13 protein-coding genes are annotated in these 16,127 nt (G+C 68.1%); 10 read left to right on the top strand and 3 right to left on the bottom strand.

The window, feature by feature from the left end:
* Positions 1-41: 41 nt before the first annotated feature.
* From folC to ACYVAN_RS21380, 4 genes are all read left to right on the top strand, one after another.
* Entirely contained in the window at positions 42-1,409 is a 1,368-nt protein-coding gene (gene folC, locus ACYVAN_RS21395; protein WP_460962381.1) for a bifunctional tetrahydrofolate synthase/dihydrofolate synthase, read from the top strand.
* Complete coding sequence (locus ACYVAN_RS21390; protein ID WP_460962379.1) at positions 1,406-1,849, top strand: DUF4233 domain-containing protein; 444 nt, start codon at positions 1,406-1,408, stop codon at positions 1,847-1,849. The genes folC and ACYVAN_RS21390 overlap by 4 nt, the downstream gene beginning before the upstream one ends.
* A gap of 386 nt (positions 1,850-2,235) precedes the next feature.
* Positions 2,236-2,484 (top strand): ribbon-helix-helix protein, CopG family, encoded by a 249-nt coding sequence (locus ACYVAN_RS21385; RefSeq protein WP_460962377.1) that lies wholly within the window; start codon positions 2,236-2,238, stop codon positions 2,482-2,484.
* A complete protein-coding gene (locus tag ACYVAN_RS21380) occupies positions 2,481-2,921 on the top strand; it encodes a TA system VapC family ribonuclease toxin (protein ID WP_460962375.1) in 441 nt (146 codons plus the stop codon). The genes ACYVAN_RS21385 and ACYVAN_RS21380 overlap by 4 nt, the downstream gene beginning before the upstream one ends.
* Positions 2,922-2,936: 15 nt before the next feature.
* Here the strand turns inward: ACYVAN_RS21380 and ACYVAN_RS21375 are convergent, their stop codons facing one another.
* Positions 2,937-4,037, bottom strand: coding sequence for a zinc-binding dehydrogenase (locus ACYVAN_RS21375; RefSeq protein WP_460962373.1), 1,101 nt, complete (start codon positions 4,035-4,037; stop codon positions 2,937-2,939).
* Positions 4,038-4,401: 364 nt separating this feature from the next.
* Here ACYVAN_RS21375 and ndk point away from each other — a divergent pair, with 364 nt between their 5' ends.
* From ndk to ACYVAN_RS21350, 5 genes are all read left to right on the top strand, one after another.
* The gene (ndk, locus tag ACYVAN_RS21370; protein WP_460962371.1) at positions 4,402-4,812 is read left to right on the top strand and encodes a nucleoside-diphosphate kinase; all 411 of its coding nucleotides are present in this window, start codon (positions 4,402-4,404) and stop codon (positions 4,810-4,812) included.
* A 5-nt stretch (positions 4,813-4,817) separates the two neighbouring features.
* On the top strand, positions 4,818-5,354 hold the full coding sequence (locus ACYVAN_RS21365; RefSeq protein ID WP_460962370.1) for a GNAT family N-acetyltransferase: 537 nt from the start codon (positions 4,818-4,820) through the stop codon (positions 5,352-5,354).
* Between the two features lie 214 nt (positions 5,355-5,568).
* Positions 5,569-7,533, top strand: a complete 1,965-nt coding sequence (locus ACYVAN_RS21360; RefSeq protein ID WP_460962368.1) for a TIGR03960 family B12-binding radical SAM protein — start codon at positions 5,569-5,571, stop codon at positions 7,531-7,533.
* A 316-nt stretch (positions 7,534-7,849) separates the two neighbouring features.
* Positions 7,850-8,683: a TIGR03936 family radical SAM-associated protein gene (locus ACYVAN_RS21355; protein WP_460962366.1), complete on the top strand. Its 834-nt coding sequence runs from the start codon at positions 7,850-7,852 to the stop codon at positions 8,681-8,683.
* A gap of 169 nt (positions 8,684-8,852) precedes the next feature.
* Positions 8,853-12,194, top strand: coding sequence for a translation initiation factor IF-2 N-terminal domain-containing protein (locus ACYVAN_RS21350; protein ID WP_460962364.1), 3,342 nt, complete (start codon positions 8,853-8,855; stop codon positions 12,192-12,194).
* A gap of 235 nt (positions 12,195-12,429) precedes the next feature.
* On the opposite strand, the gene ACYVAN_RS21345 is transcribed toward ACYVAN_RS21350, so the two are convergent.
* Positions 12,430-13,425 (bottom strand): glycosyltransferase family 2 protein, encoded by a 996-nt coding sequence (locus tag ACYVAN_RS21345; RefSeq protein WP_460962362.1) that lies wholly within the window; start codon positions 13,423-13,425, stop codon positions 12,430-12,432.
* The gene (locus ACYVAN_RS21340; RefSeq protein ID WP_460962360.1) at positions 13,425-15,188 is read right to left on the bottom strand and encodes a hypothetical protein; all 1,764 of its coding nucleotides are present in this window, start codon (positions 15,186-15,188) and stop codon (positions 13,425-13,427) included. Before ACYVAN_RS21340 ends, ACYVAN_RS21345 begins: the two co-directional genes overlap by 1 nt.
* A gap of 626 nt (positions 15,189-15,814) precedes the next feature.
* On the opposite strand from ACYVAN_RS21340, the gene rplU reads away from it, so the two are divergent.
* Entirely contained in the window at positions 15,815-16,123 is a 309-nt protein-coding gene (gene rplU / locus ACYVAN_RS21335) for a 50S ribosomal protein L21 (protein WP_460962358.1), read from the top strand.
* The last annotated feature ends 4 nt before the right edge of the window (positions 16,124-16,127 follow it).

Genomic DNA, 16,127 nt, shown 5'->3' with positions numbered 1-16,127 from the left:
CTGTGACCTCGGAATACGCCGTCGTGCGCAGGGGAGTGGGGATGTCCGGCATCGAGCCGACCGCGTTGCAGGAGCTGCGCGTGGTGGAGGCCGAGCTCAATGAGCGCTGGCCGGAAACCAAGATCGAACCATCGCTCGACCGGATTCGGGCGATCACCGAGCTGCTGGCCGAGCCGCAGAACACCTACCCGGTGGTGCACGTCGCCGGTACAAACGGCAAGTCGTCCACGTCCCGGATGATCGACGCGCTGCTGGGCCGGATCGGCCTGCGCGTGGGCCGGTACACGAGCCCGCACCTGCAGCTGGCGACCGAGCGCATCAGCATCGACGGCGGGCCGATCAGCCCGGAGGGTTACGTCGAGGCGTACCGGGACATCGCGCCCTACGTGTCGCTGGTCGACTCCCGGCAGGACATCGCGATGAGCAAGTTCGAGGTGTTGACCGCGATGGCGTTCGCGGCCTTCGCCGACGCGCCGGTCGAGGCCGCGGTGGTCGAGGTCGGTCTTGGCGGCAGCTGGGACGCCACCAACGTGGCGGACGGCAAGATCGCCGTGCTCTGCCCGATCTCCTACGACCACGCCGAATTCCTGGGTACCGATCTCTACGGCATCGCCAAGGAGAAGGCGGGCGTCATCAAGCCCGAATCGGTTGTGGTCCTGGCTTCGCAGCCGCCGGAGGCACAGCAGGCGGTCATGGAACGCGTTGCCGAGGTCGAGGCGACCGTGGCTCGCGAGGGGCAGGAGTTCGGAGTACTGGGTCGCAGTGTGGCGGTCGGCGGCCAGATGCTGCGGATTCAGGGTCTGGGCGGGGTCTACGACGAGGTCTTCCTGCCGCTGCACGGCGAGCACCAGGCGCGCAACGCCGCGGTGGCGTTGGCGACGGTCGAAGCGTTCTTCGGTGCCGGGGCCGACCAGCAACTCGATGTCGATTCGGTGCGCGAGGCGTTCGCCGGTGTGATCACTCCCGGCCGCATGGAGCGGGTGCGCGCCGCTCCGGCGGTCCTGGTCGACGCCGCGCACAACCCGCACGGAGCGCGGGCGCTGGCATCGGCGTTGAACTCCGAGTTCTCGTTCCGCAGGCTGGTCGCGGTGGTCAGCGTGCTGGGTGACAAGGACGCGAGCGGCATCCTCCAAGAGCTGGAGCCGGTGGTGGAAGAGGTGGTCCTGACGAGGAACGCCTCCCCCCGCGCGATGGACCCGGACGCCTTGGCCGCGGTGGCCAAGGACATCTTCGGGCCGGACCGGATCGTTGTCGAGCCCCGGCTCGACGATGCCGTGGAGACCGCGATCGGCATGGCCGAGGAGACCGACGAACCCGGAGAATCGGTGTCGGGCGGCGGTGTGGTCATCACCGGATCCGTCGTCACCGCCGGCGAGGGACGAGCACTGTTCGGCAAGGAGCCCGCGTGAACGACCACGACCGAGACCGGGGACTGCCCACACCGCCGGAGAACGTGCGCGACCCGTGGAAGGGCTTGCGCGGCATCATGGCGGGCACGTTGGTCATGGAGTTCATCGTGTTCGCACTGGCGCTGCCGGTGGTGTGGCAGCTCGGCGCGGGGGTTTCCAGCGCGGGTTTCGTCGTGGTCGGTGTGCTGGCCGTGCTGATGCTGGTCGCGGGATTCGTGCAGCGCAAGTCCTGGGGGCTCGGGTTCGCGCTCGCGCTGCAGGTGATGGCGGTCGGATGCTGGATTGTGCACCCCGGCATCGGCGTCATGGGACTGGTGTTCGCGGCGATCTGGGGCTACATGCTCTACCTCCGCACGGACATCGCCAAGCGGATGCGGGAAGGGCGCCTCTACGACCAGCTCGGTCATCCGCCGGGCTACCCCCCGGAGAAGACGGACTGAGACGTGTTGGGGTGCCGGAGAACATAGTGGCCGGTTCCCATCACCTCGCGTCCTCGCATCGGTAATTCCGAGGGCGGATGCCGATTCGGGTCAAAAACGGTGACCTGTCGCTTTCGCACGCCAGGTTCGTTCTCGAACGCAGGGCGCCCAATCGCCGAGCGGATGCGGGAAGCGGCCCCTACGGCCTGCTCGGCCATCCGCCCGGCTTCCCCCGGAGAAGACGAATTGAGGTCCACGGTCTGCGCCCCGGCTCTGCTGGCGTGGCTCGAACGGTCGCTGATGCCAATCGAGAGCTCCGCGAACGAACGCGTCGTACAGTTACGAAGTAGGAGTTTCCCCTGGTCGAACGATGTGCATCATGATGACCCGGGCGTATGCTGTGATGCATGAGGACGACGATCTCGATCGACGATCGACTGCTCGATCAGTTGAAGGTGCGTGCGGCGCGCGAGCACACCACGGTCAGCGCTCTGATCGAGGAGGACGTACGGCTGGGTGAGCTGCGCCGAAACCAGCATGTGACCCCGGAAAGAGGACGTTTCCGGTTGCCGACGTTCGATCTGGGTGACCCGCGACCCGGCGTCGACCTCAACGACAACGCGGCTCTCCTCCGGTTCGTGGAGGAGGAGTCGTGATCGCCTGCGATGTCAACGTTCTGCTCAACGCGATGAACTCATCGACGACCGAGCATCCCGAGGTTTCCGAGTGGTTCGAGAACGCGTTGAACGGGCCGACCCCCGTGGGTATCCCTTCGCTGGTCTTCAGCGGGTATCTACGCATCATCACGAACCCGAGAGTGTTCGAGCGGGCGCTCAAACCCGAGCAGGCGTTGGAGTCGGTTGCCGCGATCAGAACCGCTCCCGCCTTCGTGCCGATCGAACCTGGTCCACGCCATTGGGAGATCTTCACCGACCTGTGCCGCAATGCGGATGCCAAAGGCAACCTGGTACCGGACGCGTATCTTGCCGCTATCGCGATCGAGCACGGGTGTGAGTGGATTACGGGGGACCGGGGTTTCGGCCGCTATCCCGGCCTCAGCTGGCGTCACCCACTGGACAGCAGCGCGAACTAGGCACTGCAGCGCGAACTAGGCGATGTCGACGACGGAGCGCCCGACGGTCGCACCTCGGCGGAGGGCGTCGTACGCGGGCTGCACCTCGTCGAACGGGTAGCGGCGGCTGATCGCCTCCTGCGGGCGCAGCAGACCACGCGCGACCAGGTCGAGCAAGATCGGCATGTCGCGCCTGGGTTTGGCGCCGTAGGACCCCTTGATCTGCAGCTTGCGCCGGGCGATGGTCGCCAGGTCGAACTCGGCGCTCGTACCCTTCGGGGCGATGCCGACGACCACGACCTGACCGCCTTCCACGACGGAATCCCGGGCCACGTTGAACGTCCCGACGTTGCCCAGCGCTTCGAACGCCACGTCCACACCACGTCCACCGGTGATCTCCCGGATCGCTTCCGGAGCGTCCACCTCGGCGGAATTGACGGTGTGGGTGGCTCCGAGTTCGCGAGCCGCTTCGAGCTTGTCGTCACCGATGTCGACGGCCACGATCCTCGAGGCGCCGAATACCGCGGCCAACTGGATCAGCGCGCTGCCGATCCCGCCGGAAGCCACCACCGCGACGGTGTCGCCGATCCGCACGTCGGCCGCGTGGCGCAGTGCCCCGTAGGCGGTCATCGTGGAACAGCCCACCGAGGCGACATCCCGCAACGCGACCCCGTCGGGAACCCGGTACACCGATGTCGCGGGGGTGACCGAGCGCTCGGCGAATCCGGCCATCGAGTACATCCACACCGGTTCGCCGTCCGGGCGGAACAGCCGGGTCCGACCGTCGTAGAGCTGGCCCTTGCCCCGGTTGAACGCGAAGAAGTCGAGGCAGATCTCCTCGTTGCCGCGCCTGCACTGCTCGCATTGCCCGCAGGGCATGATGAAGCTGGTGATCACGGGGTCGCCGACCGAGAAGCCGGTCACTCCGGGACCGATCTCGGCGACCGTGCCTGCGACCTCGTGGCCGAGCACGGCGGGCGTCGGGAATGGGAGTTCACCCTTGAGCACGTGCAGATCCGTGTGGCAGACCCCGCACGAAGCCACGTCGATGGCGACCTCACCGCTGCCGGGGCGGGGTTCGGCCAGCTCCTCGATCCGCATCGGCTCGTTCACGGCAGTGTGCACCGCAGCGCGCATCGCTGACCTCCTCGTCGGACCGGTCTGGCCCCAGCCGTCCGTGAACGGCTGCGCGTGACATCGCCCACCCGTGGCCGCTGTGAAGCTATCGCGGGATCTTCGGCTACACCAGGGTCCGCGCCCGGCGAGGTTCGCCCACCGGTCCGGCTGCGGGTCGATCTCCGCGAGCAGTCGGGCACCTCGCTCCGGTCGAAGACCCGCACACCGCTGAGCGTTTCCGGCCACCGTGGGAAGGTTGTTCCCGAGTGGACCCGGGCCGCCCCGGAGCACCTGCATCGATACGCTGTGGCCACACACGAGCGCGGACGCGTGCCGCTCCCGCGTCGTTTCACCAGCAAACCTGCCAAGAATGGAGAATCCACTCGTGAGCGAGCGCACCCTGGTCCTGATCAAACCCGACGGTGTCGAGCGCGGACTGGTCGGCGAGGTCATCCGCCGGATCGAGAGCAAGGGGCTGAAGCTGGCCGCCCTCGAGCTCAAGCACGTCGAGCAGCAGCTCGCCGAGCAGCACTACGCCGAGCACGACGGCAAGCCGTTCTTCGGTTCGCTGCTGGAATTCATCACTTCGGGACCGGTCATCGCCGCGGTCGTCGAAGGCCCCCGCGCGATCGCGGCGTTCCGCCAGCTCGCGGGCGGGACCGACCCGGTCGACAAGGCGGACGCGGGCAGCATCCGCGGTGACTACGGGCTGGAGGTCCAGTACAACCTGGTGCACGGCTCCGACTCGCCCGAGTCGGCTGCCCGCGAGATCAAGCTGTGGTTCCCGGAGCTCTGAGGTAGATGAGCACACCTGGGGCGATCAGCGGTCCACTCCGAGTGGATCAACCGCACCACGATCTGCCGCACGCGCTGACCGACCTCATCGGCAGGGTCACGGTGTCGGGTGGGGCGACCGGGTTCACGGCGACCACCGAGTTGGAGACGATCAGTGCCCTGGCGAAGGAGATCGTCGACGACGTCGCCGCTCGACCGAAGCTCCGCCACATGCTGATCATGGGCGAGGAGAACGCGCTGGCCGGGGCGATCGTGCTGCGTCCGAGTGCGCAGCCGGTGGTGCGACACCGCGCCGAGGTCGAGTGGTTGCTGGTCGATCCGGAGTTGCAGGGCAACAAGCTCGGCACCTACCTGCTCGACGCAGGGGTCGAGCACGCCAGGGCGCTCGGGATCACGCAGCTGTACCTCTACACCCGATCGGGGCAACAGTTGGAGGCGTTCTACACCCGCCGCGGGTGGGTCGAGCGAGGACGCTGGCCGAACTCGTTGCACGTCGGCGACGAGGATGTCCGGGACCAGATCTGGTTCACCCGCGACCTCTGATCTGTCGCCGAACGGACGGGGAAGAGCGGTACGGACGGGAACCACCACGCGATCTCCGGACGCGTGGCGGGGTCGAACATCCGACCCCGCCACGCGTCCGCCCAGGTCCGACCGCCCGACCTGCGTTGCCGGTTCCCCGGTCCTGTCCGCAAGCGCCGCTGCCGTGGTGCCGCCCGTCCGCGACCGCCGGGAGTCTGGCATTACCCTGGGCAGCGTGAGTGTGGAGTCCGTTTTCGACCGGCTGGAACCGCTGCTTCCGCGCGTTTCCAAACCCGTGCAGTACGTGGGTGGCGAGCAGAACGCCACCGTGAAGGACTGGGACGAAACCTCCGTGCGGTGGTGTCTGATGTATCCGGACGCCTACGAGGTCGGCCTGCCCAACCAGGGCGTCATGATTCTCTACGAGATCCTCAACGAGTTGCCGGACGTGCTCGCCGAGCGCACGTACTCGGTGTGGCCGGATCTCGAGGAGTTGATGCGCGAGCACGACATCCCGCAGTTCACCATCGACGCGCACCGTCCCGTCGGCGCGTTCGATGTGTTGGGCGTCAGCTTCGCCACCGAGCTCGGCTACACCAACCTGCTCGGCGCACTGTCCCTGGCCGACATCCCACTGCACGCGGTCGACCGCACTGGTGATCACCCGATCGTCTTGGCGGGCGGTCACGCCGCGTTCAACCCGGAACCGGTCGCCGATTTCATCGACGCCGCGGTGCTGGGCGATGGTGAGGAATCGGTTCTGGAGATCACCGCGACGATCCGCCGGTGGAAGGACGAAGGGCAGCCGGGCGGCCGCGACGAGTTGCTGCTGCGGCTCGCCGAGGGCGGTGGCGTCTACGTCCCGAAGTTCTACGACGTCAGCTACCTGCCGGACGGTGCCATCGAAGCCGTCGTGTCGAACCACGAACGGGTTCCCCACCGCGTCTTCAAGCGCACCACGATGGAACTCGACGAGTGGCCCTACCCGAAGCAACCGCTGGTGCCGTTGGCCGAGAGCGTGCACGAGCGGATGAGCGTCGAGATCTTCCGGGGCTGCACCCGGGGCTGCCGCTTCTGCCAAGCGGGCATGATCACCCGACCCGTGCGGGAACGCTCGCCCGAGGGCATCGGAGAGATGGTCCAGAAGGGGCTGGAGTCCACCGGTTTCGAAGAGGTCGGCCTGCTGTCGTTGAGCTCGGCGGACCATTCCGAGATCGGCGAGATCACGAAGGGGCTCGCGGACCGGTACGAGGGCACGAACACGAGCCTGTCGCTGCCGTCGACGCGGGTGGACGCCTTCAACGTCGACCTGGCCAACGAACTCGCCAGGAACGGGCGGCGTTCGGGGCTTACCTTCGCGCCCGAGGGCGGCAGCGAGCGAATCCGCCGCGTGATCAACAAGATGGTGTCGGAGCAGGACCTGATCCGCACCGTCTCGACGGCGTTCGCCAACGGCTGGCGGCAGGTCAAGCTCTACTTCATGTGCGGCCTGCCGACCGAGACCGACGAGGACGTGCTGCAGATCGCGGAGATGGCCAAGGAGGTCATCCGCGCGGGTCGGGAGGTCTCGGGGCGCAAGGACATCCGGTGCACGATCTCCATCGGCGGATTCGTGCCCAAGCCGCACACCCCGTTCCAGTGGGCGCCGCAGTGCGACCCGGAGACCGTCGACGAGCGATTGCGCAAGCTGCGCCACTCGATCAATTCGGATCGAAAGCTCGGCCGCAACATCGGTGTGCGCTACCACGACGGCAAGCCTTCGCTGGTCGAAGGGCTGCTCTCGCGCGGTGACCGCCGGCTCGGCCGGGTGATCGAACGGGTCTGGCGGGAAGGCGGCCGTTTCGACGGCTGGAACGAGTACTTCTCCTACGACCGCTGGGTGGCGTGCGCCGAAGCCGAGCTGCCCGCGCTCGGCGCGGACCTGGCATGGTTCACCACTCGTGAGCGGGAAGAGGGCGAGGTGCTGCCGTGGGATCACCTCGACTCCGGTTTGGAGAAGGAATGGCTCTGGACCGACTGGCAGGACGCGCTGGAGGCCCGAGAGCAGGACGACTGCAGGTGGACGCCGTGCTTCGACTGCGGGGTCTGCCCCACGATGGGAACCGACATCGAGATGGGCCCGAGCGGGCGGCCGTTGCTGCCGATTTCTCCGGTCGGCCAGGGATCGCCGGTCGAGAACCCGGCCTTCTCGCAAGGCTGATCCGGCTGCGCTGAGTGGCTGCGCTGAGTGGCTGCGCTGATCCGGCTGCGCTGAGTGGCTGCGCTGACCCTGCGTTGGCCGGCGGGCGTCGGGTGGCGGGCGTCGGGTGGGCGGGCGTCGAGCGAACCAGCGGAGCAGCGAACCACGCAGACCGGGGAGTCTGCCGGTGGCGCGCGAGTTTCGCCGCCGTGTTCGGCGTCCGCGCCGCAATGGGTCAGACTGGTAGGTGACCGGGTGGTCGTGTCAGTGTGCCTGGTCGGAGAAGACACATCGTCAAGGATGGTCGAGGTTTCGACCTGTTTTCGGGAGGGCGTCGGTGAGTCGGCACGATCACCCCAATCCGTCCGCGTCGCCGGTGCAGAAGCTGCGCGTGCGCTACGCCAAGCGCGGTAGGCTGCGGTTCACGTCGCATCGCGACCTCGCTCGGGCGTTCGAGCGGTCGCTACGGCGTGCTGGGATTCCGATGGCCCAGTCGCAGGGGTTCAGCCCACGGCCCAAGGTCTCCTGGGCGGGCGCGGTGCCGACGGGGGTCGCCAGCGAGGCCGAGTACGTGGAGATGCAGCTCGTCGAGCGGGTGGACCCCGAGGTGCTGCACGCCGAGCTCGATCCGGTGTTGCCCGTCGGGTTCGACCTGCTCGAAGTCGTGGAAGCCGCGCCGGGTGCGTTGGCGGATCGGCTCGAGGCGAGCCGATGGCTCATGGAGATCCGCGGGATCGATGTCGGTCGACTGCGGGACGCGGTCTCGAAGTTGGTGGCCGCGGACAGCGTCGAGGTGGAACGGATGACCAAGGACGGTCGCAGGAGTTTGGACGCGCGCGCGGCTTTGGTCAGCGCTGAGGCGCACGCCGGGGTCGAAATGGTCGCTCTGAGTAGTCAGCCGGCTTCATCCGTCGCCCATGTGGACGATTGGCCGAAGGGGAGCGAACCATATGGGATACTTGAGACGGTCGTGCGGCAGACAACACCGGTCGTACGACCCGACGACGTATTGAGCGCTCTTCGCGTCGTCGCCGGTCTGGCACCGTCGGTCGCTGGGAAAGCGACTCGGTTGGAGCAAGGTCGGCTCGACGACGCAGGAGGGCTCGCCGATCCGTTGGCCCAGGACAGGGCGGCGACCGGAGTCCGGCGGGGGGAGCCCGCGGCCGGATGAGGGGCGTCGGTTCGACACGTCGTCGACCCGCCGTGTGACTTCCCGGCTCAGGAAACCCGGGACGGAGGGGACCAAAGAATTGCCGTCGCTCGCGGGTGGCGGAGACCGAAGATCGCACATGTCCCTGTGCGGCCGCGTCGGTGGACGCGCCCGGGGACGGAGGAGCTGGATGTTGAACACGAATTCGCCCGCTGGGAACCCCAGCGGGCCATCGCCCACACCTGACCGTGAAAGCCGGCCGGCCGATGAGGCGACCGGCGGTGGAAGTTTCGAGCTGCCCGCCAAGCTGCGTGTGCACGCCCTGGCCAAACTGCTGGGATCGACCAGCCGAGAGATCATCACGACGCTGAACTCCCTCGGTGAGGTGGTGCGCAGCGCCCAGTCGAACATTTCGCGGGAAACGGCCTTGAAGGTGGTGCGTTCGTTGCGGCCCGAGCAGATCGATGCCTCGAGCTCGGCCGACGGGGCGGTGCCGACCGCTGGGGCCGCCGAGGGGACCACCGAGCGGCAGAGTGAGCAGGTCGCCGAATCCGCGCCCGCCGAGGCTCAGGAATCGGACTCGAAGACCGAGTCGGCCACCGGATCCACTGGTGAGCCCCCCACGCCTGCCGACGACACCACTTCCGAAGCCGATCCGGCCACCGGGTTGACGCCTGTCTTCGCGGCGCCGCAGGCCATGTTCCTGGCTCCGCAACCGCCACGTCCCGCCCCGGCCGAAGTCGATCAGTCCGATCAGGCCGACCAGCCGGAGAAGACGCAGCGGCGCGACAAGACCGACCAGCGGGACAAGGCCGACCAGCGCGGCAAGACCGACCAGTCGGAGAAGACCGACCAGCGGGACAAGACCGAGCAGCGGGAGCGGACCGAGGAGTCCGCCAAGCAGCCGGAGAAGACCGAGGCCCAGTCGGACGATCAGCAGGCGGCCGAGGACCTCGCCGAGGACTCCGACGAGGATTCGGATTCGGGCGGCCGCCGTCGCCGGCGCCGCGGCCGTCGTGGCCGGGGACGTGGCCGAGGTGGCGAGGGCGACGCCGAACTCGCCGACCAGGAACCCGAGGTGGCCGGCGCGGGCGAGAAGCGCAAGAAGGACGACAAGAAGGACGACAAGAAGGACGACAAGAAGGACGAGTCGTCGGGCGGTAAGAAGGACAAGTCCGAGCCTGCCGAGGAGTCGACCGGCGAACAGACCTCGGGGGAGTCCGAGTCGGAATCCGAGGGTGACGCTCAGGAGTCGAGTCGGCGGCGCCGTCGACGGCGCCGCCGCAAGGGCACCGGGGACGACGACTCGAACACCCGTGACGACGATCCGCCGAACACCGTCGTGCACGTCCGGGAGACCGCTTCCGAGAACGGCCGGGCCGAGCAGAGCAGCGACGACGAGGTTCGCGCCATCAAGGGCTCGACCAGGCTCGAAGCCAAGCGGCAGCGCCGCCGGGACGGCAGGGAAGCCGGCCGTCGTCGCGCCCCGGTGCTCTCCGAATCGGAATTCCTGGCCCGGCGGGAATCGGTCGACCGCAAGATGGTCGTGCGCGAGAACGGTGACCAGACCCAGATCGCCGTGCTCGAGGACGACGTCCTGGTCGAGAACTTCGTGACCTCGTCGGGGTCCGGCTCGCTGGTCGGCAACGTCTACCTCGGTCGGGTACAGAACGTGCTGCCCAGCATGGAGGCGGCGTTCGTCGACATCGGCCGTGGCCGCAACGCGGTGCTCTACGCGGGTGAGGTCGACTGGGACGCGGCCGGTCTGGCAGGCAAGTCGAGGCGGATCGAGCAGGCGCTGTCCACCGGTGACAGCGTTCTGGTCCAGGTCACCAAGGACCCGGTCGGGCACAAGGGTGCCCGGCTGACCACGCAGATCAGCCTGCCCGGCCGCTTCCTGGTGTACGTGCCGGGTGGTGGGGCGACCGGGATCAGCCGGAAGCTGCCGGACAACGAGCGCAAGCGCCTCAAGGAGATCTTGAAGCGGATCGTTCCCGAGAACGCCGGTGTGATCATCCGCACGGCCTCCGAGGGGACCAGCGAGGAGGCCCTGGACCGCGACGTCCGACGGCTGCAGGCCCAGTGGGAGGTCATCAAGGAGCGGGCGGACGTGCCGAAGGCACAGGCTCCCCAACTGCTCTACGAGGAGCCGGACCTGCTGATCAAGGTCATCCGCGACCTCTTCACCGAGGACTTCTCGGCCATGACCGTTCAGGGCAACGATGCGTGGGAGACCATCGAGGCCTACGTCCAGCACGTCGCTCCCGACCTGGTCGGCCGCTTGAGCAAGCACACCGGCAAGACCGACGTGTTCACCGAGAAGCGGATCAACGAGCAGATCTCCAAGGCGCTCGACCGCAAGGTGTGGTTGCCGTCCGGTGGTTACCTGATCATCGACCGAACCGAGGCGATGACGGTGATCGATGTCAACACCGGCAAGTACACCGGGTCCGGGGGCAACCTCGAAGAGACGGTCACGCGGAACAACCTGGAAGCGGCCGAGGAGATCGTGCGGCAGCTGCGGCTGCGCGACATCGGCGGCATCATCGTGATCGACTTCATCGACATGGTGTTGGAATCCAACCGCGACCTCGTGCTGCGTCGCCTGACCGAATGCCTGGGACGGGACCGCACCCGGCACCAGGTCGCGGAAGTGACCTCGCTCGGGTTGGTGCAGATGACCCGCAAGCGGGTCGGAACCGGCCTGCTGGAGGCCTACAGCAGCACCTGCGAGCACTGCCGTGGCCGAGGGCTGGTCGTGTCGACCGACCCGACCACGCACGTGCACAGCAACAACCAGTCGGGCGGCAACGGAGGCCAGTCTCGCCGGAACCGGAAGGGCGGAAAGTCGGACGGCTCGGGTGACTCCGGAAACCAGACCGAATCCTCGTCCGAGGAGCGGTCGGAGGATTCCCGCCGGGAGGACGGCAAGCGGACCGAATCCGGGAAGTCGAAGTCCGCCGCGGCGGAGGCCGGGACCAAGGCCCCCCAGACTGCCGAGGCGGAGTCGTCCTCGGGCTCGAAGTCGGATCAGGCTGGGAAGTCGGATCAGGCTGGGAAGTCGGATCAGGCTGGGAAGTCGGATCAGGCTGGGAAGTCGGATCAGGCTGGGAAGTCGGACCAGGCTGCCAAGTCCGACCAGGCTGCCAAGTCGGACCGGCCGAAGCGCTCGAAGCCTGCCAAGCAGGAGGCGATGCCGGCCGAGCCCGTGGTCGAGCAGGGTGCGAAGAAGTCCGAGGAGTCGGCCACCCCAGAGCCGGCCGCGAAATCCGCGGGTCCGGAGCGTCCCGCTGCCGCTGAGGGAGAAAGCAACGGGCGTCCCGGGCGGCGCAAGGTGCGCAGGCCCGCGGGCAGCGCCGGTGCGCCTGCGGCTCCGGTGGTGCTCGCGCCGGAGTCGGAGCCGGCTGCGAAGCAGCCAGAAGACCCGAACATGTACGGGGCTTCTCAGGTACTTCCAGCCGAGACCGCGACGGCGACCCGCAAGCGTCGTCGGTCCGCTTCGCGCCCGGCAGGACCCGCGGGGCAGGACTGAGCACGAGCCTGCGGTCGGAACGCCTCGGCAGCGGAGGCGAGACGGGCTGATCCAGGCGATAGCTGAAAGGCCGGTGGGGTGGTCCCGTGCGGACCGCCCCACCGGCCTTCGTGTCCTGCGCGCCCGACTCCGCGTGACGGGCTCGCCGGCGCGCCCGGGTGGACTCGGGCAGGCGTTCCCGCGGCCTCCTCGCGCTCCTGCGGCCTCGGGGAGACACCGCGTGCTCCCCGGAGGCTCAGCGGACGTTCGCGGACACCGTGCGACCTGCCACGAGGTCGGTCACGTCCCGGTCCCGTTCGGTGCGGTGCAGGATCAGCTCGGCGAGCAGCCCGACCGAAACCATCTGCACCGCGAATATCTCCAGCAGGATGCCCAGCGTCAGCAGGGGTCTGGTGCCGATCGACTGGTCGGTGAACAGCCACACACCGGTCAGGTAGACCAGGATCGACGTGCCCAGCGCGCCCGCCACCACGCCGAGGCCGCCGAACAGGTGAGCGGGACGCCGCCCATAGCGGGTGAGCGCCACGACGGTCAGCAGGTCCAGGGCGCCTCGTACATAACGTTCGAAGCCGTACTTGGACGTACCGTGCACCCGCGGACGGTGGTGCACCGCGAGCTCGCGGACCCGATAACCGAGCTGATGGGCGAGCGCCGGAATGTATCGGTGCAGCTCCCCGTACAGGGGCACCCGGCGGTACACCTCGGCCCTGCCCGCTTTGAGACCGCAATTGTGGTCGGACAGTCGCAAGCCGGTGATCAGCCCGGTCATCCAGTTGAAGAACTTCGACGGCAGGCGCTTCCCGACCGGGTCCTTGCGCTGGGCCTTGTGCCCACTGACGAGGTCCGCGCCATCGTCGATCTCGGCGAGCAGCCGGGGGACCTCGGTGGGGTCGTCCTGCAGGTCGGCATCGATGGTGACGATGACCTCGCCCCGGACAGCGCCGACTCCGGCGGCCAGCGCCGCGGCCTTGCCGAAGTTCCGCCGCATCCGGAGGCCCCGGAAACGGGGGTCGGACGTCGCCAGCTCGGTGATCATCCGCCAGCTTTCGTCGGTGCTGCCGTCGTCGACGACCACCAGCTCCCACGTACGGTGCTGGGCCTCCATCGCTTCCCGCACCTCGGCGAACAACCGCGTCAAGCTCTCGCCTTCGTCTTTGGCGGGAGCGAGCAGTGAGATCTCCACCTCGGTCGGATCGCCTGCGTGTTCGATCGGGTGTGGCCGTTCGTTCATCAGCTGACCTGCGGACTTTCTGTTAGCGGGCGTGCCCACCAGCCGTCGGGGAAGCGGAAGGCGATGCGGAGCGGGCCGGTGGTTGCGGCGGGCGCCACCGCGCGGAAACCGAGACCGCTCTCGATCCCGACCGTCTCCGACTCGGCGTCGGCACGAGGCAGGTCGACCACGCCACCACCGACGACGCGGCCCTGCTGGTCGAGCACCGCTACGCAACGGGCGCGTTCGATACCCGAGATCGCCCAGCCCTTCAGCATCCGCGCATTGCCCTGGATGCGGTCGGTTTCGACGTTGAGGACCACGTCCCAGCCGTGGGGGCGGGGTTCACGGAAGCTGCCGACGCTCGGAACCCGCCACTGCGATGTGTTCACCCGGGAGTCGATCTCGACCGGACCGCTGCAGCCGAGGGTGAACTCCTCCGAGAACGGATAGTGCTCCAACGCCCGCATGCGCGGGAGGAGCTTCCCCGGCTCGGGGAACCGGTCGGTGAACGGGTCGGTGGCGCCGACCCGCGCCGCTACCGCGAGCATTCGCTGGTTCGACGAGTCTTCGCGGACGCTCTGTGCCACGGGAGCACCGAGAGCCACCGTGGCCATTACCGTGCTCGTCACGAGGACGGCGTGCAGCCGTGGAGCGCGGCGGGCCGCGAGCACGACGACCAGCACGGTGATCCACAGGGCGGCCGCCATGCTGTTGTAGCGGCTCTGCAGGCCCGCCTGCTCACCGAACGCCGCGCGCGAAGCGGCGATCATCGCCGCACATCCGAGCGCGTACACCGCCAGACCCCACCAGGGGGCGATGTCGCGATGGTCACTCCCGGGCGCGGGCAGGTGCAGCGCGAGGAGCGCGAGACCCGCTACACCGGCGAGCACGGCGAGGGACGGCTCGGTGCCGGTCCATAGCATGCCGAGCATGCTCATCCCGGTCAGCAGCACCTGGGCCGGGTCGTCGGTCGGCGTACCGCCCCCACCACCGCGGGGCCCCCGGAGTACCAGCCAGGTCGCCACCACGGCGAAACCCACCACCAGCGGTGTGATCACCCAACGACGACGGTCCCCGCGAAGCAGGCAGACCAGTGCCAGTGCCGGCCACACCGCGAACGAGGTTCCATAGCTGATCGACGCCAGCAGACCGGCCAGCACGGCGACGACGGGCCGCCCGCGTTGGACGGCCAGCAACGCGGCGAGTACGAGCAGCAGCGCCAGGATCCAGGAGGCTCCGCTCATCGACCGCACGTAGTTGTGGATGCCGTGCGGGTTGAACACGAGAGTCGAGGCCGCGACCACCAACCCGGCCCGCGACCAGTTGCCCAGCCGTGCGGGCAGCAACGCGTAAACGAGCAGGACGCAGCCGACGCCGAACCCGAGGACGACCACACCCAGCGGCTGGTTCAGGCCGTTGCCGAACCGGGCGCTGAGCCAGAACAGCAGGCTCGGCAGTACGAACGGGTGCTCGTTGCGGAAGCCGAACAGCGCTTCCGGGCGAAGTGATCCGTCCGGGTCGGTGATGTCGAGCAGGACCCACCAGTAGTCGAAGAAGTGCATCTGCGAGTAGCGGAGGACTTCGCGCAGCATCATCAGCGGCGGGAGCGCTGCCAGCAGCGTCAGCAGCCGTGGTCCGGATCGGGAGGCTCGGAGACGGTGGACCCACCGCGCGGGGTTCGCCGTCGACGGAGGAGGAACGCGGGACGCATTGTCCGCAGTGGCGTCTGGCGCCCCAGTGGCCGGTTCCTCTGTGGCGTCCGGTGTGGTGGTTTCGGTCACGCGGTGCTGTCCCCAAATCCCGTGGTCGAGCGGCGATCAACAGTAGCAACCCGAATCGGGCGGGTTGACCGAGAAGTGATGGTTCGGCCGAGCCCGGCTGTCGTGCCCCGCCGGGCCGGAAGGGGGTGTCCAACGGGCTGGTGCGCGGTGGATTTGACCCCCGGTCCGCGATGGTCGTACTCTGGTTCGGGCCCGTCTGCGACGGGCATGTCGTGTGCGGATCCGGAGAACGACGGCGATCAGCTCGGGACTCACGTGAACGGAAGGTGCACCGGTCGATTCCGGGCTCCTCGGTTCGGGTCGAGTCAGGTTGATCGACGCGGGGGATGGGGGACGTGCGACACGCATCGATTCCAGCGCTGAAAGGCGCGGAGCGTCCGAGTGGATGCCCCTCTCGATCGGGTGAGTTCAGTCGGACTGTATGATGTGCGGGAACTTCTCGCCGCCGAGACGGGCGGAGAGATAAAACGCCTGCGGAGACCGTGTAACGCCCCTGAAGGGCTTCGGGTGGCGACGCAGGAACCCACCGAAATCCGGCCTGGCCGGATCAGAGGAATCTCCGGCTTGGTCGGAGAGGGCGTCAACGGGTGAACTAGCGAAACCGAGCAGCGGGAGACTTCCGACTCATGTACGCGATCGTCAAGACCGGCGGCAAGCAGTACAAGGTGGCTGTCGGCGACGTCGTCGAGGTCGAGAAGCTCGAAGGCGAGCTGGGCTCCGAGGTCACTTTCCCGGCGCTACTGGTCGTCGATGGCTCCGATGTCACCGCCGACGCCAACGCGCTGGCCAAGATCTCGGTGACCGGCAAGCTGGTCGAGCAGACCAAGGGCCCCAAGATCCGTATCCACAAGTTCAAGAACAAGACCGGCTACCAGAAGCGGCAGGGGCATCGGCAGAAGCTGACCCGTGTCGAGGTCACCGGCATCGACAAGTGAGGAC

The sequence above is a fragment of the Parasphingorhabdus pacifica genome (assembly GCF_054779195.1).
This window is presented reverse-complemented; position numbering and strand designations above follow the sequence as displayed.